The sequence below is a fragment of the Bacillus sp. FSL P4-0248 genome (assembly GCF_038593305.1).
In the GTDB taxonomy this organism is placed as follows: domain Bacteria; phylum Bacillota; class Bacilli; order Bacillales; family Bacillaceae; genus Bacillus; species Bacillus safensis.
Map to the genome: position 1 here is coordinate 2,734,987 of NZ_CP151983.1, position 21,259 is coordinate 2,756,245.

Annotated in this window: 15 protein-coding genes, 21 tRNA genes, 3 rRNA genes and 1 riboswitch; of the genes, 8 read left to right on the top strand and 31 right to left on the bottom strand. The window is 45.0% G+C overall.

The window, feature by feature from the left end:
- Positions 1-14 precede the first annotated feature (14 nt).
- The 3 genes from NST65_RS14050 (at position 15) to NST65_RS14060 (ending at position 1,505) form a co-directional block, all read left to right on the top strand.
- Positions 15-1,061 (top strand): cytochrome d ubiquinol oxidase subunit II, encoded by a 1,047-nt coding sequence (locus NST65_RS14050; RefSeq protein ID WP_169510868.1) that lies wholly within the window; start codon positions 15-17, stop codon positions 1,059-1,061.
- A gap of 68 nt (positions 1,062-1,129) precedes the next feature.
- Positions 1,130-1,288: a DUF1540 domain-containing protein gene (locus NST65_RS14055; RefSeq protein WP_008360682.1), complete on the top strand. Its 159-nt coding sequence runs from the start codon at positions 1,130-1,132 to the stop codon at positions 1,286-1,288.
- Between the two features lie 25 nt (positions 1,289-1,313).
- Positions 1,314-1,505: a hypothetical protein gene (locus NST65_RS14060; protein ID WP_326484214.1), complete on the top strand. Its 192-nt coding sequence runs from the start codon at positions 1,314-1,316 to the stop codon at positions 1,503-1,505.
- A gap of 106 nt (positions 1,506-1,611) precedes the next feature.
- Here the strand turns inward: NST65_RS14060 and menC are convergent, their stop codons facing one another.
- From menC to NST65_RS14090, 6 genes are all read right to left on the bottom strand, one after another.
- Positions 1,612-2,736, bottom strand: a complete 1,125-nt coding sequence (gene menC, locus NST65_RS14065; protein WP_326484213.1) for an o-succinylbenzoate synthase — start codon at positions 2,734-2,736, stop codon at positions 1,612-1,614.
- Positions 2,723-4,183 carry an o-succinylbenzoate--CoA ligase gene (locus tag NST65_RS14070; RefSeq protein ID WP_327823196.1) on the bottom strand — a complete coding sequence of 487 codons (1,461 nt, stop codon included), beginning with the start codon at positions 4,181-4,183 and terminating at the stop codon, positions 2,723-2,725. Before NST65_RS14070 ends, menC begins: the two co-directional genes overlap by 14 nt.
- 71 nt (positions 4,184-4,254) lie before the next feature.
- Positions 4,255-5,073, bottom strand: a complete 819-nt coding sequence (gene menB, locus NST65_RS14075) for a 1,4-dihydroxy-2-naphthoyl-CoA synthase (protein WP_024424937.1) — start codon at positions 5,071-5,073, stop codon at positions 4,255-4,257.
- 14 nt (positions 5,074-5,087) lie between these two features.
- Positions 5,088-5,915 carry a 2-succinyl-6-hydroxy-2,4-cyclohexadiene-1-carboxylate synthase gene (menH, locus tag NST65_RS14080; protein ID WP_024425779.1) on the bottom strand — a complete coding sequence of 276 codons (828 nt, stop codon included), beginning with the start codon at positions 5,913-5,915 and terminating at the stop codon, positions 5,088-5,090.
- Positions 5,897-7,642, bottom strand: a complete 1,746-nt coding sequence (gene menD, locus NST65_RS14085) for a 2-succinyl-5-enolpyruvyl-6-hydroxy-3-cyclohexene-1-carboxylic-acid synthase (protein ID WP_342489020.1) — start codon at positions 7,640-7,642, stop codon at positions 5,897-5,899. The genes menH and menD overlap by 19 nt, the downstream gene beginning before the upstream one ends.
- A complete protein-coding gene (locus NST65_RS14090; RefSeq protein ID WP_265193584.1) occupies positions 7,635-9,053 on the bottom strand; it encodes an isochorismate synthase MenF in 1,419 nt (472 codons plus the stop codon). The genes menD and NST65_RS14090 overlap by 8 nt, the downstream gene beginning before the upstream one ends.
- A 380-nt stretch (positions 9,054-9,433) precedes the next feature.
- On the opposite strand from NST65_RS14090, the gene NST65_RS14095 reads away from it, so the two are divergent.
- The 3 genes from NST65_RS14095 to NST65_RS14105 all read left to right on the top strand — a co-directional run bounded on the left by NST65_RS14095 (position 9,434) and on the right by NST65_RS14105 (position 11,788).
- Complete coding sequence (locus NST65_RS14095) at positions 9,434-10,372, top strand: 1,4-dihydroxy-2-naphthoate polyprenyltransferase (protein WP_342489021.1); 939 nt, start codon at positions 9,434-9,436, stop codon at positions 10,370-10,372.
- 118 nt (positions 10,373-10,490) lie between these two features.
- A complete protein-coding gene (locus NST65_RS14100) occupies positions 10,491-11,225 on the top strand; it encodes a TraR/DksA C4-type zinc finger protein (RefSeq protein WP_041107397.1) in 735 nt (244 codons plus the stop codon).
- An 86-nt stretch (positions 11,226-11,311) separates the two neighbouring features.
- Positions 11,312-11,788 carry a tryptophan-rich sensory protein gene (locus NST65_RS14105; RefSeq protein ID WP_061109521.1) on the top strand — a complete coding sequence of 159 codons (477 nt, stop codon included), beginning with the start codon at positions 11,312-11,314 and terminating at the stop codon, positions 11,786-11,788.
- Between the two features lie 75 nt (positions 11,789-11,863).
- On the opposite strand, the gene NST65_RS14110 is transcribed toward NST65_RS14105, so the two are convergent.
- The 24 genes from NST65_RS14110 to NST65_RS14225 all read right to left on the bottom strand — a co-directional run bounded on the left by NST65_RS14110 (position 11,864) and on the right by NST65_RS14225 (position 19,149).
- Positions 11,864-11,935 (bottom strand) — tRNA-Glu (locus NST65_RS14110).
- Between the two features lie 7 nt (positions 11,936-11,942).
- A tRNA-Ser gene (locus NST65_RS14115) sits at positions 11,943-12,033 on the bottom strand.
- A 3-nt stretch (positions 12,034-12,036) separates the two neighbouring features.
- Positions 12,037-12,111, bottom strand: a tRNA-Asn gene (locus tag NST65_RS14120).
- A 6-nt stretch (positions 12,112-12,117) separates the two neighbouring features.
- Positions 12,118-12,194: transfer RNA gene (locus NST65_RS14125), tRNA-Ile, on the bottom strand.
- Between the two features lie 17 nt (positions 12,195-12,211).
- Positions 12,212-12,285: transfer RNA gene (locus NST65_RS14130), tRNA-Gly, on the bottom strand.
- A gap of 11 nt (positions 12,286-12,296) precedes the next feature.
- Positions 12,297-12,372 (bottom strand) — tRNA-His (locus NST65_RS14135).
- Positions 12,373-12,397: 25 nt separating this feature from the next.
- Positions 12,398-12,470: transfer RNA gene (locus tag NST65_RS14140), tRNA-Phe, on the bottom strand.
- Between the two features lie 18 nt (positions 12,471-12,488).
- Positions 12,489-12,565 (bottom strand) — tRNA-Asp (locus NST65_RS14145).
- Positions 12,566-12,569: 4 nt separating this feature from the next.
- Positions 12,570-12,646, bottom strand: a tRNA-Met gene (locus NST65_RS14150).
- Between the two features lie 22 nt (positions 12,647-12,668).
- Positions 12,669-12,761: transfer RNA gene (locus tag NST65_RS14155), tRNA-Ser, on the bottom strand.
- A gap of 7 nt (positions 12,762-12,768) precedes the next feature.
- Positions 12,769-12,845, bottom strand: a tRNA-Ile gene (locus NST65_RS14160).
- Positions 12,846-12,849: 4 nt separating this feature from the next.
- Positions 12,850-12,923: transfer RNA gene (locus NST65_RS14165), tRNA-Met, on the bottom strand.
- Positions 12,924-12,948: 25 nt separating this feature from the next.
- Positions 12,949-13,021, bottom strand: a tRNA-Ala gene (locus NST65_RS14170).
- Between the two features lie 8 nt (positions 13,022-13,029).
- Positions 13,030-13,106: transfer RNA gene (locus NST65_RS14175), tRNA-Pro, on the bottom strand.
- A gap of 7 nt (positions 13,107-13,113) precedes the next feature.
- Positions 13,114-13,190, bottom strand: a tRNA-Arg gene (locus NST65_RS14180).
- Positions 13,191-13,200: 10 nt separating this feature from the next.
- Positions 13,201-13,286, bottom strand: a tRNA-Leu gene (locus tag NST65_RS14185).
- A gap of 12 nt (positions 13,287-13,298) precedes the next feature.
- Positions 13,299-13,370: transfer RNA gene (locus tag NST65_RS14190), tRNA-Gly, on the bottom strand.
- A 30-nt stretch (positions 13,371-13,400) separates the two neighbouring features.
- Positions 13,401-13,483: transfer RNA gene (locus tag NST65_RS14195), tRNA-Leu, on the bottom strand.
- Between the two features lie 8 nt (positions 13,484-13,491).
- Positions 13,492-13,567, bottom strand: a tRNA-Lys gene (locus NST65_RS14200).
- A gap of 37 nt (positions 13,568-13,604) precedes the next feature.
- Positions 13,605-13,680 (bottom strand) — tRNA-Thr (locus tag NST65_RS14205).
- A 33-nt stretch (positions 13,681-13,713) separates the two neighbouring features.
- Positions 13,714-13,789, bottom strand: a tRNA-Val gene (locus tag NST65_RS14210).
- A 521-nt stretch (positions 13,790-14,310) separates the two neighbouring features.
- Positions 14,311-14,426, bottom strand: a 5S ribosomal RNA gene (gene rrf / locus NST65_RS14215).
- 61 nt (positions 14,427-14,487) lie between these two features.
- Positions 14,488-17,418: ribosomal RNA gene (locus NST65_RS14220) — 23S ribosomal RNA — on the bottom strand.
- Positions 17,419-17,600: 182 nt separating this feature from the next.
- Positions 17,601-19,149: ribosomal RNA gene (locus tag NST65_RS14225) — 16S ribosomal RNA — on the bottom strand.
- The 16S, 23S and 5S rRNA genes sit together here, the layout of an rRNA operon.
- Positions 19,150-19,582: 433 nt before the next feature.
- Positions 19,583-19,684: riboswitch (TPP riboswitch) on the top strand.
- Between the two features lie 98 nt (positions 19,685-19,782).
- Here NST65_RS14225 and thiT point away from each other — a divergent pair.
- Positions 19,783-20,358, top strand: coding sequence for an energy-coupled thiamine transporter ThiT (gene thiT, locus NST65_RS14230; RefSeq protein WP_034284310.1), 576 nt, complete (start codon positions 19,783-19,785; stop codon positions 20,356-20,358).
- A gap of 92 nt (positions 20,359-20,450) precedes the next feature.
- Positions 20,451-20,639, top strand: coding sequence for a hypothetical protein (locus NST65_RS14235; RefSeq protein WP_024423229.1), 189 nt, complete (start codon positions 20,451-20,453; stop codon positions 20,637-20,639).
- Here the strand turns inward: NST65_RS14235 and NST65_RS14240 are convergent.
- Positions 20,599-21,153, bottom strand: coding sequence for a GNAT family N-acetyltransferase (locus NST65_RS14240; protein ID WP_061110356.1), 555 nt, complete (start codon positions 21,151-21,153; stop codon positions 20,599-20,601). The two genes, NST65_RS14235 and NST65_RS14240, sit on opposite strands and share 41 nt — an antisense overlap.
- Positions 21,154-21,259: the final 106 nt, after the last annotated feature.

The window sequence follows — 21,259 nt, forward strand, 5'->3', positions numbered from 1 at the left end:
CGATCTTGATGCAAATGGATGTTACAACTGATGCGCTCATTGCAATCACCATCTTATGGGGATTCGTTTTTATCTATGCAGTGATGGCATCAATGGATTTCGGCGCAGGATTTTGGTCGATGATTTATATGAATAGAGAACAAACAAAGGCCGCTAATATCGCAAATAAGTACCTTTCTCCGACATGGGAAGTGACAAATGTCTTTATTGTCGCCATCGTTGTCGCATTGTTCAGCCTGTTTCCAGGTGCGACCTTTGTACTTGGTACCGTTTTATTAATACCCGGCAGCATCATATTATTGCTTCTTGCACTGCGAAGCGGGTTTCTCGTGTTTTCTCATTCACTGCCTAAGAAATACCGAAAAGCGGTCACGTATATTTCAGGGATCAGCGGCTTTATCATTCCGTCCATCCTGATCATGGTTCTCCCAATCACCCATGGTGGATTTATCTTTCAGGAGAACAACGTCTACTCATTAGATCTAGGACTGGTCTTTACAAGTGCAAATGTTTATTCTTTTGTCGGCTTTGCCATCTTCAGCACCCTTTTTCTTTCGTCCTTGCTTTTAGCTGATTTCTCTAATGTTGCTAATGAAGATGAAGCTTACAGCATTTATAGAAGAGGGGCGCTCATTACAGGTCCACTTTCACTCATGATGGCCTTTTTTATCATGCTGACATTACGAAGCGAGGCCAATTGGCTGTTCACAAAAATGATGCAGAACATTCCTATTCTTCTTGTATCTCTCTTAATGTTTCTGCTCGCAGGACTGGCTCTATTTTTACCAAACAGCCGGTTTAAGCATCGGAAAGGGAGACCACGCCTTGCCGTCATTGCGATTACCATTCAATATTTCTTAGCAAGCTATGTGTATGGGCGTGCCCATTTGCCTTACATGGCTTATCCAGATATTACAATCATGTCTGGATTTACAGACCCTGTCACATTTAGGGCATTATTTATCACCTATATTGTAGGGTTTATCATCTTGTTTCCCGGATTTTATTTCTTCTGGAAATTATTTATGAAGGATAAGCGCTATATTCGTCAGGAAGATTAACATGAATGGACGAGCCCCATTTCGGTTACATTATAGATGAAAGACATACTCAAAAGGAGGTCATCTGTATGAGTCAAAAAATCCTTTGTGAAGTCAATAACTGTTCCTATTGGAATGCTGGAAACCGCTGTGGTGCAGATGCAATCTATGTCGTCAGCCACACAGGAAATACGGCTGAGAAAAGTGAAGAAACGGATTGTAAAACGTTTAAACCACAAGACCTTTAAGTCTCATTAAAGGAGGCGCTTCAATTTGAAACACGATCGGCTGCTTCAAACGTTTTTTGACGAAATTCATGACGCGGATGAAGCCGCATTCCACCAAGCCGCTCACTCCTTTTTAAATCTTTGGGATTATGAATATGGACATGCATCAAACATGCCAAGTGAAATTCATCAGTATATCGGACAGCTTGCTTATGACAGCGAGTGGGTTGAAGAGTAAGAAAGAGCGGATCACCGCTCTTTCTTTTTTGTTCAGACAGGAAGGAAAAACTTTCTCTCACTATATCTAGATTCTATTTGGGATGCAAAAGGTGATTCCTTCGTTTTTATCTCACAAAATCATGTTTTGTAAACACGTCGATTTTATCTGAAAACGAACGGAGCGCTTGGTAATCAACCTCCACGCCCATTCCTGGGGAGCGAGGCACCTCAATAAACCCATTTTCAACCTTAATTTCAGGAAAAATGATATCCTGCTCCCAAAATTTTGACGAAGCTGAAATATCACCGGGAATCGTAAATTGAGGAAGCGAAGCAAGTGCTACGTTCTGCGCTCGGGAAATACCTGTTTCAATCATCCCTCCGCACCATAACGGAATTTGATGCTCCTTACTGAACGTATGAATTTTAAGAGCCTCTGTCAATCCGCCAACTCGTGAAGGCTTCACATTAATAATTTGACAGCTGCCAAGCTCTACAGCTTTTCTAGCATCATCTAAAGAACAAATACTTTCATCTAAACAAATCGGCGTTTTTAAATGCTTTTGCAAATGGCGGTGGTCCACAATATCATCTGCTGCTAAAGGCTGTTCAATCATTAATAAACGAATATCGTCCAGCTGCTTAAGCTTGCTAATATCTTTTAATTCATATGCAGAGTTTGCATCTGCCATTAATGGCAGATCAGGAAAAGACTCTCTGATCTTTTGAAGAAGTCCAATATCTTGTCCTGGTTTAATTTTCACCTTCACCCGCTGATATCCTTGGTCAACAAATTGCTGAATTTGCTCAAGCATATCGTCAATAGGGCCTAACCCCGCCACAACGCCAGATGGTATTTTATCTTTTGTACCGCCAAATACATCGCGTAAAGACTTATTCTCACGCTTCGCATAAATATCCCAAACAGCCGCTTCAATGCCTGCTTTCGCCATCCTATTGCCTTTAAAATGATACAGACTGTCAGGGATTTCTGAAGGATGTGTAAAGGTGCGCGTCAGCACGTTCGGGATAAAGAAAGCCCTCAGCATATGATAGCAAGTCTCAATTGTTTCTTCTGTATACCACGGAGAAGAAAAAGCAGAGACTTCTCCCCATCCAGTCAATCCTGTCTGATCTTTGACTTCAACAATAATAAACTCACGCTCTGAAATGGTTCCAAGACTTGTTGTAAATGGCTGTTTAAGCTTCATCGTGACATGATATAAAATTACTCGTTCAATTTGAATCATTTGAAAACCCCTTTGATCTGAGTCTGTGCCTTTGCAATTTATTCGACGCATTTCTTGGCAGCTCGTCCACAAAGTGAAAAGCGGCGGGCCATTTATATTTGGCTAAATGCGACTCACATAAAGCATAGAGCTCATTCTCCGGTATCTTATCATCTGTTACAAGGAAAGCAGCAGGTACCTCTCCCCATCTATCATCATACATACCCGTTACTCCGGCTTCCTTGACATGCGGATGTGTTAGCAGAACCGCTTCAATTTCCGCAGGATAAATATTTTCTCCGCCAGAAATAATTAAATCTGAACGGCGGTCAAGCACAAATAAGAACCCTTCCTCATCCACATAGCCAATATCACCCGTTTTCAGCCAGCCCTCATCAAAGGCAGCCGCGGTCGCTTCTTCACGGTAAAGGTATCCTTTCATCACATTTGCACCTTTCACCATAATTTCGCCATGCTCAAAAGGACGGCAAATGCGATCACCATCTTGAATTTTCAGCTCACACCCAAAAAGAGGTTTTCCCGCTGATCCAAGCTTCTCTACACTAAATTCGGGCGCAAGGGTCACAATTTGTGAACAGGTTTCCGTCATCCCGTACGATTGAAAGACAGGAAAGCCCTTCTCTTTGCTTTCTTGAAGCATCGCATAAGGCGCAGGTCCTCCGCCTAATAAAAGACAGCGCAAAGAAGACGGACATTCTGCCAATCTGCTTAACAAACGAGATAACATCGTCTGCACAACAGAAATCATCGTTACACGATGCCGTTCAATAGAATCCTTTACTTCATCGACGTCAAACTTCTGATGAAGCACGACTGTCATTCCATATATCACAGACTTAAATAAAGCAGATAAGCCGCTAATATGAAAAAGAGGCAGGGCAATGAGCCAGCGGTCATCCTCTCTGAGACCCAGATTCAGTGCAGAGGAAACAGCACTATGGAAATGATTACCAAACGTTTGCTCTACCCCTTTTGGACGTCCTGTTGTCCCAGATGTATACATGATGGTCGCTGTTTCATTCAAATCAAATTCACTCTCGATCTTGTTGACATGGCCTTGCCCTGGTTCAGGTAAAGTTTCCATTGTATAAACGGGTAAATCACCCTCATGATCGCTTGCATAACTAGATTCTGTTAATAACGCCGCGGCTTTTGCATCTTCTAGCTGATAGCGCCTTTCAGCTTTTGTCAGCTTATTATTCAATAGCACAATTTTTAACCCTAATAAAAAACAGGCATGTACAAGCATCACCATTTGAGGATGATTGTTCATCAAAAGCGCAACCGTTTCCCCTTTTTTCAATGATGCCTGAGTAAGTCTATTTGACAGCTCTTCCGCTTCTTGAGCTAATTCGTGAAATGTCCACTCTTTCTCTTGATAAATGAGTGCGACTCGATCTGGCGTTAAATAGGCACGGTGCAGCAGCCAATTAGGTTGCTTCATCATGACACCTCCTTTTTGTAAAAGAAAACAGCTTAGTCTGATGCACTAAGCTGTTGTTCATTGATATCATTGAATCAAGGGAAACGCGGGAACTGGCCGAAGTCCGGCTTGCGTTTTTCCTTAAAGGAATCGCGTCCTTCTTTTGCTTCATCTGTTGTGTAATAAAGAAGTGTCGCATCTCCTGCAAATTGCTGAATTCCAGCTAATCCATCCGTATCTGCGTTAAATGCAGCCTTCAAGAATCGTAAAGCAGTCGGGCTCTTTTCTAGCATCTCCTCACACCACTTCACCGTTTCCTCTTCAAGCTGATCTAATGGGACAACTGTGTTAACAAGTCCCATATCAAGCGCTTCTTGTGCATTGTATTGACGGCATAAGTACCAGATTTCTCTTGCTTTCTTATGACCAACAATACGTGCAAGGTAGCCTGAACCATAACCAGCATCAAAGCTGCCTACTTTTGGACCTGTTTGTCCAAAAATCGCATTATCTGCTGCAATCGTCAGGTCACACACAACGTGAAGAACGTGGCCTCCGCCAATCGCGTAACCTGCTACCATTGCGATAACTGGTTTTGGAATGACACGAATCAAACGCTGCAAGTCTAATACATTTAGACGTGGAATTTGATCGTCTCCTACATAACCGCCATGGCCGCGAACTTTTTGGTCTCCACCAGAACAGAATGCTTTTCCGCCAGCACCTGCAAGTACGATCACACCAACTTCTGAATTATCACGAGCCCGTGAAAATGCATCAATTAATTCACTAACAGTCTTCGGGGTAAACGCGTTATGTACGTGCGGACGATTAATCGTAATCTTTGCGATCCCATTGTACGTTTCATATAAAATTTCGTCATACTGACGCTCAGTTTGCCATTCAATAGCCATCAATATTTCCTCCTCTAATCTTGCGCTAAAATAAACTCACTTACTATTTTACCAAAAAAATGTGGTTGTTCCACATGAACTGTATGCCCAGCATGCTCAGCCACTATAAATTGACTTCCTTTCAGCTCCTGCTGCATACGTTTGCCGATATGGCAGAACTTTTCATCAAGCGTTCCGCAAATGAACAAAGCAGGCAAATGAATATGCTTTAACGCCTTCCAAACAGACGGCTGTGAACCTGTTCCAATTCCTTCTAAGCTGCGAGCCAGTCCAAGAGGATTGGCTTTTAGTCTTCCCTCTCTCAGCTCAGTCTGCCTTTCCGCTGATAAAGTTTTCTGCGACGCAAACAAAGGAATGCTTTCCCAAAAATCCACAAACTTCACTAAGCCTTCATGTCTAATCTTTTGAGCAAGCTGATGATCATGCTTTAGTCTTGACATCCGCTCTTTAAAAGTGCGAAGCCCAGGAGATGTACTCTCAAGAATCAATTTATTGACACGATCTGGATAACGAGCGGCAAATGATAAAGCAATACGTCCTCCCATAGAATATCCGAGAATATTCACTTTGTGAAGCTTTAATTGGTTTAAAATCTCTACAAGATCTGTCAGCTGCTGAGACATGGCATATCTTCTCACACTTTCTGGCGAGTCCGTACGCCCATGTCCAAGCAAGCTGACCTGAATCAGTCTTGTATTCTTCAAATAAGCATTCAAGAACGTCCAAGACGCTGCACTTCCAGTGAAGCCGTGTAAGCATAATGTGGCATTTGCTGCCGAAGGGTTCTGGTCCACCACTTCGTACGCTACCCCATCACGCATTCTTATGATGAGCGAAGGCATTCTTTTTTCACTTCTTCCAATATGTCATCCATCATTTGACGGTGCTTGTCTACACGGGAATGACGATCTGTTTCAATTTCAATTAAATGAAGCCCAGGTTCATCGATATGCGCCATGTACACATCATGTAACTCTTGTTTCGTTGCCGGTTTCGAATAGATTCCCCCATATAACTTCGATGCATACTCAAAATTCAGTCCTGTCGGCGTACCGAAGAGCTTTTCATAATAAGGTTTATCAGACGCCTGCGGAAGGAAAGAAAAGATACCTCCCCCATCATTGTTTATCAAAACAACTGTCAGCGGAATGTCCATCAGCTTAGCTGCAAGCAGACCGTTCATATCATGGTAAAATGATAAATCTCCAATGACTAAAGTGACTGGCTGCTTCAATGCTGCATACGTGCCAAGTGCTGTGGACACAACGCCGTCAATGCCATTTGCTCCGCGATTCGCCATCATTCGAAAAGGCTTGGACTGAGTTTCAAAAAATGTATCTACATCACGAATCGGCATACTATTTCCGATAAAAAGGACACTCTCCTTTGGCAAGAGGTGCTGAAGCTGACGGTACACATTCCCTTCAAAGGACAAATCCTCATCTGAATAGCGGGCTGCATGCGTTCTGAATGAAGAATTAGCATTCTGCCAGCAGTTTAAGAAACTTGTCTCTTTACGTTGTACTGCTTGATTTAATGCTGCTTCTACAAAAGCAGAGACAGTACTTTCAATGACGTATGAAGCACTTAACCCAGGATCACGAAAACCTCCGGCTGCATCTACAACAATCTGCTTCACTTCCGCATGTTTTTCCAGCCACTTGAATAAGGGCTTAGATACAGGCATCGGTCCAAAACGAATGACCATATCCGGCAATAGGTGCTGCTGTAATGCTTCATCTTTTAATAAAGAATCATACGCATCGATGATCAGATCTTCATTTTCATGCCCGTTGCGCAAAAGAGAAAGCGGGTCAGCTAAAATAGGTAAATGCAGGGCTTTTGAAAGGCGTAAAACTGCCTCTTTTTCTTCCTGTGTATGAAGTTCACCGGCCACAATCAGTCCCTTTTTGGATTGGTTTATGACGGTTACGATTTCAGACATCACTCGATCATTTGGGAAAGCCTGACCTGATGCTAATACCTTTTTCGTGTCTGATTCTTCTCGCGCGAAAGGGTCAATAGACAGATCAGGAAGCAATGGTTCTCTCAGAGGTACATTGATCTGAACAGGCCCCTTTGGCTCCTGCATCGACATGTGATTTGCTCTCGCAGCTGCTGTCTGAACATAACGCAGCATCGTTTGACTTTCCTCTGGCAATGCTAAGTCTGTGAACCATTTAACAAACTTACCGAATAAGAATTGCTGATCAATCGCTTGAGGTGCCCCCACTTCCCTCAATTCGTGCGGCCGATCAGCAGTTAACACAATAAGAGGTACACGAGAATAATGCGCCTCTACAATGGCTGGATAAAAGTTAGCAGCTGCTGTACCTGATGTACAAATGAGCAGCACTGGTGATTGACTTGCTTTTGCAAGACCAAGCGCATAAAAAGCAGCAGACCGTTCGTCCACTAAAACATGGACATGGATGTCTTGATGAGCAAGGGCCAGCATCGCAAGCGGAGTTGAACGAGAACCAGGACAGACAACTGCCTCTTTCACACCACCTTGGACGAATTCATCCATCAATCTGCCTATATATGTTGTCATGATGTGATTATTCAATAGGATGACCTCCAAGAGCAGACAGCATTGGTCTTAACTTCACTTGTGTTTCCTCATACTCCTGCTTTGCAAGGGAATCCTCTACAATTCCGCAGCCAGCGAACAAACGAACACGATCTTCCTCAATAAGACCTGACCGAATGGCTACAGCAAATTCTCCATTATCCTGAGAATCAATCCAGCCTACCGGCGCTGCATACCAGCCGCGCTTAAGCGGTTCGATTTCACGAATCACTTCAACCGCCTTTTCCTTAGGATATCCGCCTAATGCTGGCGTCGGATGAAGCTGCTCAATTAATGAAAAGAGGGAACAGCTGCTTTTGATTTCTCCCACAATCGGTGTAAACAAATGCTGAATGTTTTTTGTTTTATAAAGACTTGGTTGATTTGGTTTATGCACATGAAGGCAATTCGCTTTAAATGCTTGCTCAATCATATTGACGACAATTTGATGTTCAATCAAATTCTTCTCATCATGCAGCAGTTCCTCGCCTAATGCGTGATCCTCCGCTTCATCTTTTCCGCGAACAATGGAACCTGCTAAACAGGATGAAAAGACCTCTCCGCCGCTTTTTTTCACTAAGCGTTCCGGCGTGGCTCCGACAAATGCTTGTCTTCCCTGTTCAACCGCAAATACATAACTCGTTGTTTGGTGCTTTAATAATTCTGCTAATAGTGGAGCAAGTTCAATTTGATTTTTATAGTGAAGCAAGACTTCTCTTGCTAAAACAACCTTTTCATATTCGTTTGCACGAATGTGGTCTGTCGCTTCTTGGATCGCCTTCATCCATTCGTTCACATCCAGCTCTTCCATATGAACAAGTTCAGCTTGTCCACCAGTCCGTACTGGCAATGTCTCGAAACGGGAGGCTTTTTGTTCTAATTCTTGAATAAGCTGATGAACATTCCCGTCCACCTGCTTCCACTCATTGATCGTAAGAAAACTGCCTTCTTTTGAGACAGTCAGCATGATCGATGGCACAAAAAAATGAGCCTCGCCAAATGCTTCCCAATGACGCGCCTTCTCTTCGTGCGGATCAAACGAGAATCCTCCAAATAAAAGCGGACCAACAGCCGCTTGCTTTAACTCCTTCTCATCATGAAAATGGAACATGTGCTGCTTTAGCTGTTCCCATTCTTGATGGACTATATCGAATCGTTCCTTGCCTTGCTCAGATGATTTAATGACGGCCGCTCTGCCAAGTCCAGAAAATATCATTTGGCTTTCTGGATCAGACCAAAAAAACCGCTCGCCTAAAAAATCCGCTTCTCCGCTTTGGAAAAAGGCAAGAGGATCCAGATCGTCAACTCTTCTGGAGTAGCTTATCAAAACAGCATGGTTGACGTTATTCGCTTCTTCTAATGTCGCGAGCGCTTCCTGCCGGAAAGTACTTTGCACTGTTGTCACCATGATACATTCCTCCAAAATCCATGAAATAACATAAAAAATAAAACCATAACAAAAAAATACATGAACATTCGAATATGTCGAATGACCTGCTTTTCTATTATAAACCTTAACAGATGAACTTAGTAAAGAAAACAGCTTTTAAAACCTCGAATCCTTATTATATCACGCTTTCAAGATTTTTTCGCTCCTGCTTATTGAAACGAGAGCATCAAAGATAAAATGGCAGGACCTGTTCTAAAATCAAGCTTTTCTTCGATATGGCAACGATTAGCAAACATCTTTTTCCCGATTCATCGCATCAATATATTGACACCTTTTTGAACTTTGCTAAACTGGAATTTGGACGTGTACGTATTTTTTTATTTAAAGGAGTATATTTTATGCAGCATCAATCGATATCAGATCAGCTTTCACCAATAAAGCCTGATAAAAACTGGCGAATCTGGTGGAATTTACTACGACCGCATACACTAACAGCGGCATTTATTCCCGTTACTTTAGGAACTGTTTTAGCACTTCCAAGTGGTCAAATACATGGTGGGCTATTTTTAGCCATGCTGTTTGCATCTATGTTTATCCAAATCGCAACAAACATGTTTAATGAGTACTTTGATTATGTTCGCGGGCTTGACAACGAGAAATCTGTCGGCATCGGCGGAGCCATTGTAAGAAACGGTGTGAAGCCAAAGACAGTCCTCAGCCTCGCTTATGCACTATTTGCGCTTTCTTTATTACTTGGGGTATATATTTGCATGATGTCTAGCTGGTGGATTGCACTAATAGGACTTATTTGTATGGCAGCAGGCTATTTCTATACTGGCGGCCCTGTACCAATTGCATATACACCGTTTGGAGAACTTGTTTCAGGTGCTTTTATGGGATTAGGAATCATCCTGATTAGTTTCTATATCCAAACAGGCACACTGACGTCTAAAGCGGTTCTCATCTCACTACCAATTTCTATTTTAGTTGGTGCCATCTTACTATCGAACAATATCCGTGATTTAGACGGGGATAAGGAAAATGGACGAAGAACACTTGCCATTCTTGCTGGACGCAAAGCTGCAGTGAACATTTTACTTTCCATGTTTTTGGTATCATATGTACTCATTTTTGTTTATATCTTCACAGATATCGTCGGTCTTTGGAGTCTTCTTGTTTTACTGAGTGTGCCAAAAGCCTATACAGCCATTAAAGAGTTTAAGCAAAAAGAAAAACCGATTGAATTAATGAATGCCATGAAATCTACAGCTCAAACCAATACATTTTTTGGTTTTCTGCTGACGATCGCTTTAATCATACAATACTATATCGCGTAACAAAGAACGCCTGCAGCCGCAGGCGTTTTTTTAATAAGGAATTGCTTCAAATTGGAACTAGTCTTACATACAAAATTGCTCATACTAACAATATGTTTGATATGAAAGGATGATCGCTTTGTTGTCTAAAGACGAATTACATCATTTGAAGCAGCGCCTTCTTGATGAAAAGAAAGAACTTGAAGCCAAAAGCCATGACGATGAACAGAAAGTATCCTTTCCTTACGATTCGATCGGTGAATTGTCTGCCTATGATAACCACCCGGGTGATCAAGGGACAGAGCTGTTCGAGCGGGGGAAAGATATTGCTTTAAACAGCTTGGAACATGAACATATGTTAGACATCAATGAAGCACTCCAAGCCATTGCAGACGGCTCTTATGGTCTGTGCAAGGTCTGTAAAGCCCCTATTCCAAAGGAACGCTTAGAAGCCCTGCCTACTGCCGTCACATGCACAGAGCATTCAAAAGAACAGACCGTTTCACAAAACCGTCCGATTGAAGAGGATTTATTAAGTCCTCCCGCGGGACAATTTGAAAATGAAGAAAGTGCTGCGTACGATGGAGAGGATGCCTACCAAGACGTAGAACGCTACGGAAACTCTGAGACCCCCTCTGATATGGAATTCCCTCCTCTAACATACGATGATGTGTATACACAATCAGAAGATGAAGATTATGTGGAGGACTACGAAGGATTCGCAGCTGCTGATATTGAAGGAAAAGCCAGCAAGGTGTATCCGAACAAAGCACACGAGGCCTATGAAGAAGCATTAGACGAAGAAGGTGTCATGACGGTATTTGGTGACTTGAAACCGTACGAGGAAGAACCTTATACAGAAGAAAATCATTAGTCCCCTCATATTGGGGGCTTTATGTTTATATCATGTAATTATTGGGAAATCATTTTAAGAGTGAATTTGATTGGAGGAGATTCTTGATGGCTAGAAAAAGTATCATTTGGGCGATTGTCGTCTTCTTTATTACATACGCACTATTCTCTATTGCCGGATTCTTGTTCCCCATCGACAGAGAATGGTATGACGCATTGAATAAACCAGAATGGACGCCTGGTGGCGGTGTCATTGCTGCTGTGTGGGCTGTCTTATTTGCACTCATCTCATTGTCCGCAGCGATCATTTATGGAAAGTATGGATTTCAAAAAATTACATTACCATTTTGGATTCTTTTTCTTTTAAATTATGTATTCAATCAAGCCTTTAGCTTTTTTCAATTTACACAAAAGGATTTGTTTGCAGCTACAATCGACTGCCTGCTCGTCGCACTGACAGCACTTGCACTTGTCATCGTCTCACGTAAACTAAGCAAAGTCGTTCCAATTTTACTGATTCCTTATGTCTTATGGGGCTTCTTTGCCACATACTTGTCTTATACGATCTATTCCATGAATATGTAAAAAAAGACCGCCATGATGCGGTCTTTCGTTTGGAGAAAATAAAAAAGAGATCTTTGACAAGATCTCTTTTAAAAATGACCCGTACGGGATTCGAACCCGTGTTACCGCCGTGAAAGGGCGGTGTCTTAACCGCTTGACCAACGGGCCAGATCAATGGCGGAGAAGGAGGGATTTGAACCCTCGCGCCGCTTACGCGACCTACACCCTTAGCAGGGGCGCCTCTTCAGCCACTTGAGTACTTCTCCATTTGGCTCCGCAGGTAGGATTCGAACCTACGACCGATCGGTTAACAGCCGATAGCTCTACCACTGAGCTACTGCGGAAGATCATGGTGGGCCTGAGTGGACTCGAACCACCGACCTCACGCTTATCAGGCGTGCGCTCTAACCAGCTGAGCTACAGGCCCATGAACAGATATACAAATGGAGCGGGTGATGGGAATCGAACCCACGACATCAGCTTGGAAGGCTGAGGTTTTACCACTAAACTACACCCGCAAAAATATGTATGGGGCGATTGATGGGAATCGAACCCACGAGTGCCAGAGCCACAATCTGGTGCGTTAACCACTTCGCCACAACCGCCATACTATGAATATTTTGATAAAAGTGGCTCGGGACGGAATCGAACCGCCGACACACGGATTTTCAGTCCGTTGCTCTACCAACTGAGCTACCGAGCCAAGTATTCTTTTGAAAAATGGCGGTCCGGACGGGACTCGAACCCGCGACCTCCTGCGTGACAGGCAGGCATTCTAACCAACTGAACTACCGGACCATTTTGGTTGCGGGGGCAGGATTTGAACCTGCGACCTTCGGGTTATGAGCCCGACGAGCTACCGAACTGCTCCACCCCGCGATGATATGGGTTTTAAAAAATATGGCGGAGGAAGAGGGATTCGAACCCCCGCGGGCTTTGACACCCCTGTCGGTTTTCAAGACCGATCCCTTCAGCCGGACTTGGGTATTCCTCCGTATAGATGGTGGACCTTGTAGGACTCGAACCTACGACCGGACGGTTATGAGCCGTCTGCTCTAACCAACTGAGCTAAAGGTCCTTTATAGCGGCGGAGGGGATCGAACCCCCGACCTCACGGGTATGAACCGTACGCTCTAGCCAGCTGAGCTACACCGCCATGATCAAAATAATCTTTTAAAAAGTGGAGCCTAGCGGGATCGAACCGCTGACCTCCTGCGTGCAAGGCAGGCGCTCTCCCAGCTGAGCTAAGGCCCCATAAAAGATGGTCGGGAAGACAGGATTCGAACCTGCGACCCCTTGGTCCCAAACCAAGTGCTCTACCAAGCTGAGCTACTTCCCGATCTTAATGGCGCGCCCGAGAGGAGTCGAACCCCTAACCTTTTGATCCGTAGTCAAACGCTCTATCCAATTGAGCTACGGGCGCTTATTTATAATGCCGAGGGCCGGACTTGAACCGGCACGGTAGTCACCTACCGCAGGATTTTAAGTCCTGTGTGTCTGCCAATTCCACCACCCCGGCGTGGATGGTATAAGCGGAAGACGGGATTCGAACCCGCGACCCCCACCTTGGCAAGGTGGTGTTCTACCACTGAACTACTTCCGCATTACAGGATTTCTTTATTTTATTTGGCAATGCGGGTGAAGGGACTTGAACCCCCACGTCATAAAGACACTAGATCCTAAGTCTAGCGCGTCTGCCAATTCCGCCACACCCGCATGAAACATGGTGAGCCATGAAGGACTCGAACCTTCGACCCTCTGATTAAAAGTCAGATGCTCTACCAACTGAGCTAATGGCTCGCTTTAAAAGCGACTTGTCTATCTTACCATATGAAAGTGGTGCCGGCAAGAGGACTTGAACCCCCAACCTACTGATTACAAGTCAGTTGCTCTACCAGTTGAGCTACACCGGCTTTATCTATCCTAACATTATGTAAGAATAAATATGGTGGAGGATGACGGGCTCGAACCGCCGACCCTCTGCTTGTAAGGCAGATGCTCTCCCAGCTGAGCTAATCCTCCACTATGTAGGAATCTCTCGATCCGACAAAGATTATTATATACAGGTTTTAATCATTTGTAAAGGCTATATTAAAAAAATTTTATTTCAATTTTCATTGCGTATTTCTTTTAACAAATGATCGTCATTTCTCCTATTCAAACAGCTGCTGTTCCACGTTCTGCAGCTGAACTTCTCTCTTCTATATTCTCTTTTAAAACGTTCGATTCCTTCAGAAATATTAGCAGTCCCTCATTTTTATACTTTAATGATATATGTATCTCTTTAGCCGTAAGCATTTATAAAAAATCATAGAGGCTTATACATTTTTAATTTCTCTATATAAGCTGATACTCTGTCTCTCTATTGTTTTTTTATAGATAATGGTTTATGCGATAGACTCTTTTTCTCTTTATATCCAAGTATTTCACACGCTGCTTGTGGACATAAAATGAAGCCACGATCTTTTATCAAACAAGTGAATGTATGTACCCTCAACTTGCACAAAAAAGACCAGTTCCGACTGGAACTGATCCTAATAGAAGCTTGGCGGCGTCCTACTCTCACAGGGGGAAACCCCCAACTACCATCGGCGCTGAAGAGCTTAACTTCCGTGTTCGGTATGGGAACGGGTGTGACCTCTTCGCTATCGCCACCAAACCTGATGGAGAGAATGTTCTCTCAAAACTAGATAACAATGTTCATGCTTCACATTAGAATATAGGTTAAGTCCTCGATCTATTAGTATCTGTCAGCTCCACGTGTCACCACGCTTCCACCTCAGACCTATCAACCTGATCATCTTTCAGGGATCTTACTTCCTTGCGGAATGGGAAATCTCATCTTGAGGGGGGCTTCATGCTTAGATGCTTTCAGCACTTATCCCGTCCGCACATAGCTACCCAGCGATGCCCTTGGCAGAACAACTGGTACACCAGCGGTGCGTCCATCCCGGTCCTCTCGTACTAAGGACAGCTCCTCTCAAATTTCCTGCGCCCGCGACGGATAGGGACCGAACTGTCTCACGACGTTCTGAACCCAGCTCGCGTACCGCTTTAATGGGCGAACAGCCCAACCCTTGGGACCGACTACAGCCCCAGGATGCGATGAGCCGACATCGAGGTGCCAAACCTCCCCGTCGATGTGGACTCTTGGGGGAGATAAGCCTGTTATCCCCGGGGTAGCTTTTATCCGTTGAGCGATGGCCCTTCCATGCGGAACCACCGGATCACTAAGCCCGACTTTCGTCCCTGCTCGACTTGTAGGTCTCGCAGTCAAGCTCCCTTGTGCCTTTACACTCTGCGAATGATTTCCAACCATTCTGAGGGAACCTTTGGGCGCCTCCGTTACATTTTAGGAGGCGACCGCCCCAGTCAAACTGCCCACCTGACACTGTCTCCCTGCCCGATAAGGGCAGCGGGTTAGAAGGTCAATACAGCCAGGGTAGTATCCCACCGATGCCTCCACCGAAGCTAGCGCTCCGGTTTCCAAGGCTCCTACCTATCCTGTACAAGCTGTACCAACATTCAATATCAGGCTGCAGTAAAGCTCCACGGGGTCTTTCCGTCCTGTCGCGGGTAACCTGCATCTTCACAGGTACTATAATTTCACCGAGTCTCTCGTTGAGACAGTGCCCAGATCGTTGCGCCTTTCGTGCGGGTCGGAACTTACCCGACAAGGAATTTCGCTACCTTAGGACCGTTATAGTTACGGCCGCCGTTTACTGGGGCTTCAATTCGCACCTTCGCTTACGCTAAGCGCTCCTCTTAACCTTCCAGCACCGGGCAGGCGTCAGCCCCTATACTTCGCCTTACGGCTTCGCAGAGACCTGTGTTTTTGCTAAACAGTCGCCTGGGCCTATTCACTGCGGCTTCTCGGGGCTTTAACACCCTAAGAAGCACCCCTTCTCCCGAAGTTACGGGGTCATTTTGCCGAGTTCCTTAACGAGAGTTCTCTCGATCACCTTAGGATTCTCTCCTCGCCTACCTGTGTCGGTTTGCGGTACGGGCACCTCTCACCTCGCTAGAGGCTTTTCTTGGCAGTGTGGAATCAGGAACTTCGCTACTAAATTTCGCTCGCCATCACAGCTCAGCCTTTACGGGAAACGGATTTGCCTATTTCCCAGCCTAACTGCTTGGACGCGGATATCCAATACCGCGCTTACCCTATCCTCCTGCGTCCCCCCATTGCTCAAATGGTGAGGAGGTGGTACAGGAATATCAACCTGTTGTCCATCGCCTACGCCTTTCGGCCTCGGCTTAGGTCCCGACTAACCCTGAGCGGACGAGCCTTCCTCAGGAAACCTTAGGCATTCGGTGGACGGGATTCTCACCCGTCTTTCGCTACTCATACCGGCATTCTCACTTCTAAGCGCTCCACCAGTCCTTCCGGTCTGGCTTCACAGCCCTTAGAACGCTCTCCTACCACTGTTCGTAAGAACAGTCCGCAGCTTCGGTGATACGTTTAGCCCCGGTACATTTTCGGCGCAGAGTCACTCGACCAGTGAGCTATTACGCACTCTTTAAATGGTGGCTGCTTCTAAGCCAACATCCTGGTTGTCTAAGCAACTCCACATCCTTTTCCACTTAACGTATACTTTGGGACCTTAGCTGGCGGTCTGGGCTGTTTCCCTTTCGACTACGGATCTTATCACTCGCAGTCTGACTCCCAAGGATAAGTCATCGGCATTCGGAGTTTGACTGAATTCGGTAACCCGGTAGGGGCCCCTAGTCCAATCAGTGCTCTACCTCCGAGACTCTTACCTTGAGGCTAGCCCTAAAGCTATTTCGGAGAGAACCAGCTATCTCCAGGTTCGATTGGCATTTCACCCCTACCCACACCTCATCCCCGCACTTTTCAACGTGCGTGGGTTCGGGCCTCCATTCAGTGTTACCTGAACTTCACCCTGGACATGGGTAGATCACCTGGTTTCGGGTCTACGACCACGTACTCATGCGCCCTATTCAGACTCGCTTTCGCTGCGGCTCCGCATCTTCTGCTTAACCTTGCACGGGATCGTAACTCGCCGGTTCATTCTACAAAAGGCACGCCATCACCCGTTAACGGGCTCTGACTACTTGTAGGCACACGGTTTCAGGATCTATTTCACTCCCCTTCCGGGGTGCTTTTCACCTTTCCCTCACGGTACTGGTTCACTATCGGTCACTAGGGAGTATTTAGCCTTGGGAGATGGTCCTCCCGGATTCCGACGGAATTTCACGTGTTCCGCCGTACTCAGGATCCACTCTGGAGAGAACGACATTTCAGTTACAGGGCTGTTACCTTCTTTGGCGGGCCTTTCCAGACCTCTTCGCTTATATCATTCCTTTGTAACTCCGTATAGAGTGTCCTACAACCCCAAGAGGCAAGCCTCTTGGTTTGGGCTGTTCCCGTTTCGCTCGCCGCTACTCAGGGAATCGCATTTGCTTTCTCTTCCTCCGGGTACTTAGATGTTTCAGTTCCCCGGGTATGCCTTCTCATACTCTATGTATTCAAGTATGGATACTACTCCATTACGAGCAGTGGGTTTCCCCATTCGGAAATCTCCGGATCAAAGCTTGCTTACAGCTCCCCGAAGCATATCGGTGTTCGTCCCGTCCTTCATCGGCTCCTAGTGCCAAGGCATCCACCGTGCGCCCTTTCTAACTTAACCATTTCTTACTTTAGAAAGAATCACTATGTGTGATGAACTTTGCATTGCATTCAATGTGAATGTATTACTTATTGTTATCTAGTTTTCAAAGAACAATCCTGTCTCGCTAGAGACATGTTTTGAAGGAATGATCCTTCAAAACTAAACAAGACGAAAACGTACGCTGCTCCATATATCCTTAGAAAGGAGGTGATCCAGCCGCACCTTCCGATACGGCTACCTTGTTACGACTTCACCCCAATCATCTGCCCCACCTTCGGCGGCTGGCTCCATAAAGGTTACCTCACCGACTTCGGGTGTTGCAAACTCTCGTGGTGTGACGGGCGGTGTGTACAAGGCCCGGGAACGTATTCACCGCGGCATGCTGATCCGCGATTACTAGCGATTCCAGCTTCACGCAGTCGAGTTGCAGACTGCGATCCGAACTGAGAACAGATTTATGGGATTGGCTAAACCTTGCGGTCTTGCAGCCCTTTGTTCTGTCCATTGTAGCACGTGTGTAGCCCAGGTCATAAGGGGCATGATGATTTGACGTCATCCCCACCTTCCTCCGGTTTGTCACCGGCAGTCACCTTAGAGTGCCCAACTGAATGCTGGCAACTAAGATCAAGGGTTGCGCTCGTTGCGGGACTTAACCCAACATCTCACGACACGAGCTGACGACAACCATGCACCACCTGTCACTCTGTCCCCGAAGGGAAAGCCCTATCTCTAGGGTTGTCAGAGGATGTCAAGACCTGGTAAGGTTCTTCGCGTTGCTTCGAATTAAACCACATGCTCCACCGCTTGTGCGGGCCCCCGTCAATTCCTTTGAGTTTCAGTCTTGCGACCGTACTCCCCAGGCGGAGTGCTTAATGCGTTAGCTGCAGCACTAAGGGGCGGAAACCCCCTAACACTTAGCACTCATCGTTTACGGCGTGGACTACCAGGGTATCTAATCCTGTTCGCTCCCCACGCTTTCGCTCCTCAGCGTCAGTTACAGACCAGAGAGTCGCCTTCGCCACTGGTGTTCCTCCACATCTCTACGCATTTCACCGCTACACGTGGAATTCCACTCTCCTCTTCTGCACTCAAGTTTCCCAGTTTCCAATGACCCTCCCCGGTTGAGCCGGGGGCTTTCACATCAGACTTAAGAAACCGCCTGCGAGCCCTTTACGCCCAATAATTCCGGACAACGCTTGCCACCTACGTATTACCGCGGCTGCTGGCACGTAGTTAGCCGTGGCTTTCTGGTTAGGTACCGTCAAGGTGCGAGCAGTTACTCTCGCACTTGTTCTTCCCTAACAACAGAGCTTTACGATCCGAAAACCTTCATCACTCACGCGGCGTTGCTCCGTCAGACTTTCGTCCATTGCGGAAGATTCCCTACTGCTGCCTCCCGTAGGAGTCTGGGCCGTGTCTCAGTCCCAGTGTGGCCGATCACCCTCTCAGGTCGGCTACGCATCGTCGCCTTGGTGAGCCATTACCCCACCAACTAGCTAATGCGCCGCGGGTCCATCTGTAAGTGACAGCCGAAACCGTCTTTCATCCTTGAACCATGCGGTTCAAGGAACTATCCGGTATTAGCTCCGGTTTCCCGGAGTTATCCCAGTCTTACAGGCAGGTTACCCACGTGTTACTCACCCGTCCGCCGCTAACATCCGGGAGCAAGCTCCCTTCTGTCCGCTCGACTTGCATGTATTAGGCACGCCGCCAGCGTTCGTCCTGAGCCAGGATCAAACTCTCCGAGGTATGCAGGATGCATATCACACATGCGTTGCTACACGATGTAGCGAACTTAGCATGTGATCACTTCCTGCCTCGCCAGTTTGACTGACTACCTATGAAGTATCATAGGATTTTTTTAAAAACTCGAATTAACAGGTACGTTTTGTCTTGTTTAGTTTTCAAAGATCATCTTCGTCGTCTCTCAGAGGCGACTTTATTAATATAACATTCTATCAAGATAAAGTCAACAACTTTTTTCTTAATGTTATTTATCAACCGCGCTGTTTCAGCGGCGAATACAAATATAACACCTTTTGAAAGAAGAAACAAGTATTTTTTCTAAATAATTTATTTTTCCTTATCTCTTCCTATATATTGATACAAATGCTGCTTATCTCGGGAATTGTCTATTGTTGATCCTGCAGGTCTTTAGTATATTTATAATAGATTGAAACTAAATAACCGCAGGGGGAGCTTTGTGCTGAGAGTGAACATTCGTTGTTCTGACCCTTTGAACCTGTCAGTTAATACTGAAGTAGGAATGTGGAATCACTTGAATACATACGGTGTATTCAAATCGATATGTTTTTCTATGAATAACATACTCATCCTTACACGGTCTCTCCTTGCTCAATTCATGAAAAAGGAGATTTTTTTATGCAGCAATCAAATCAATTGGTACGACTGATGGAAATCGCGATTATGACTTCACTTGCTCTTGTATTAGATTACTTATCAGGTCTCTTTTTAAGAATGCCCAATGGCGGTTCTCTTGCGCTGATTATGATTCCCGTTATTCTCATGTCTATTAGATGGGGAATATCTACCGGATTTATCATCGGTGTGTTAATCGCAGGTCTTCAGCTGATGAATAGCCCGATCATCGCTACACCTGTTCAAGGATTCCTCGATTACTTCGTTGCATCTGTTGTCATTTCTTTAAGCGGCCTGTTTTCTGGACTGATCAAAAAAGCCATTCAGGATCAAAAGCGAAAACAGCAATTCTTCTATATTACCTTAGCTGTTTTTGTTGCTAGTTTATTCAGACTGCTGACGTTCTTTATTTCTGGCGTCGTTTTCTTCTCTCAATATGCACCGAAAGGAACACCAGGATGGGTCTACTCTTTAATTTATAACAGCACATATATGGTTCCTTCATTTATTATTTGCAGTATCGTTCTTTGTATACTCATCCCAAGTGCATCTCGTTTGGTTTTTCCTCATCAAAAATAACCGGCTGATTTCAGCTGGTTATTTTTTTATGCATAATTTGCTGCTCTATGGAATCTATTAATAATAGAAGATTTCATGCTGGAGGTACGACAATGAGCCCTTACTCCATTATGCTGTGCTGCTATATTCTCAGTCTTGCTTATTTTTTGGCAGGTTTCTATGAAGCTTTAAAAATAGCAGGCGTGAAAGGAAAAGTAGAAGCTTCACCGTTTATTTCTTACATGCTGCTTGCTGTGCTCTTCACTTTTTTCTCTCATTATTACTGGAAGCTGACGATTTAATCCTCTGTACATGGTTATTCAATATAGACAGCTCCCATCCATACCCTATTTCATTATGGTTCTCGCCAGCCAGCTCGAACTGGCTGGTAACGACAAAACTAGGTTGAAGTTTTTGATAAAATTGTTTTGCCGAATTTTGTTCAAACACCCATAGCATCAACCTCTGATATCCTTTTTCTATTAAATAATCGACACCTTTAGCAATTAAAGCAATACCCGCACCTGATTTCTGTCTCTGTTGTAATAAATAGATGGCATACAGCTCTCCATCATATGTAGAATAACGTTCGTCACGTTGTTTTCCGAAAGAAGCAAAACCAAATACGCCATCCGCATCTTCTGCGACAAACGTGCCTTCAAGCGATCTTTTTCTCCAGCTCTCTTTCCGATCTTTTATATTTAAACCATCCAAATAATCCTGATTAATAATGCCTTGATAAGTCGTTTGCCAGCTCTTCACATGTATTTCGGCGATTTTAGGAATATCTTGATGTACAGCATGTCTCACCTTCATCCGCACCATTCCTTTTAGTTTTTTACACCCTATCTTCATTATCATAAATTCCTATTACGTAGAATTCAATGGTCTGTATTTCAATGGTTAAAACTTCTTCTATAAA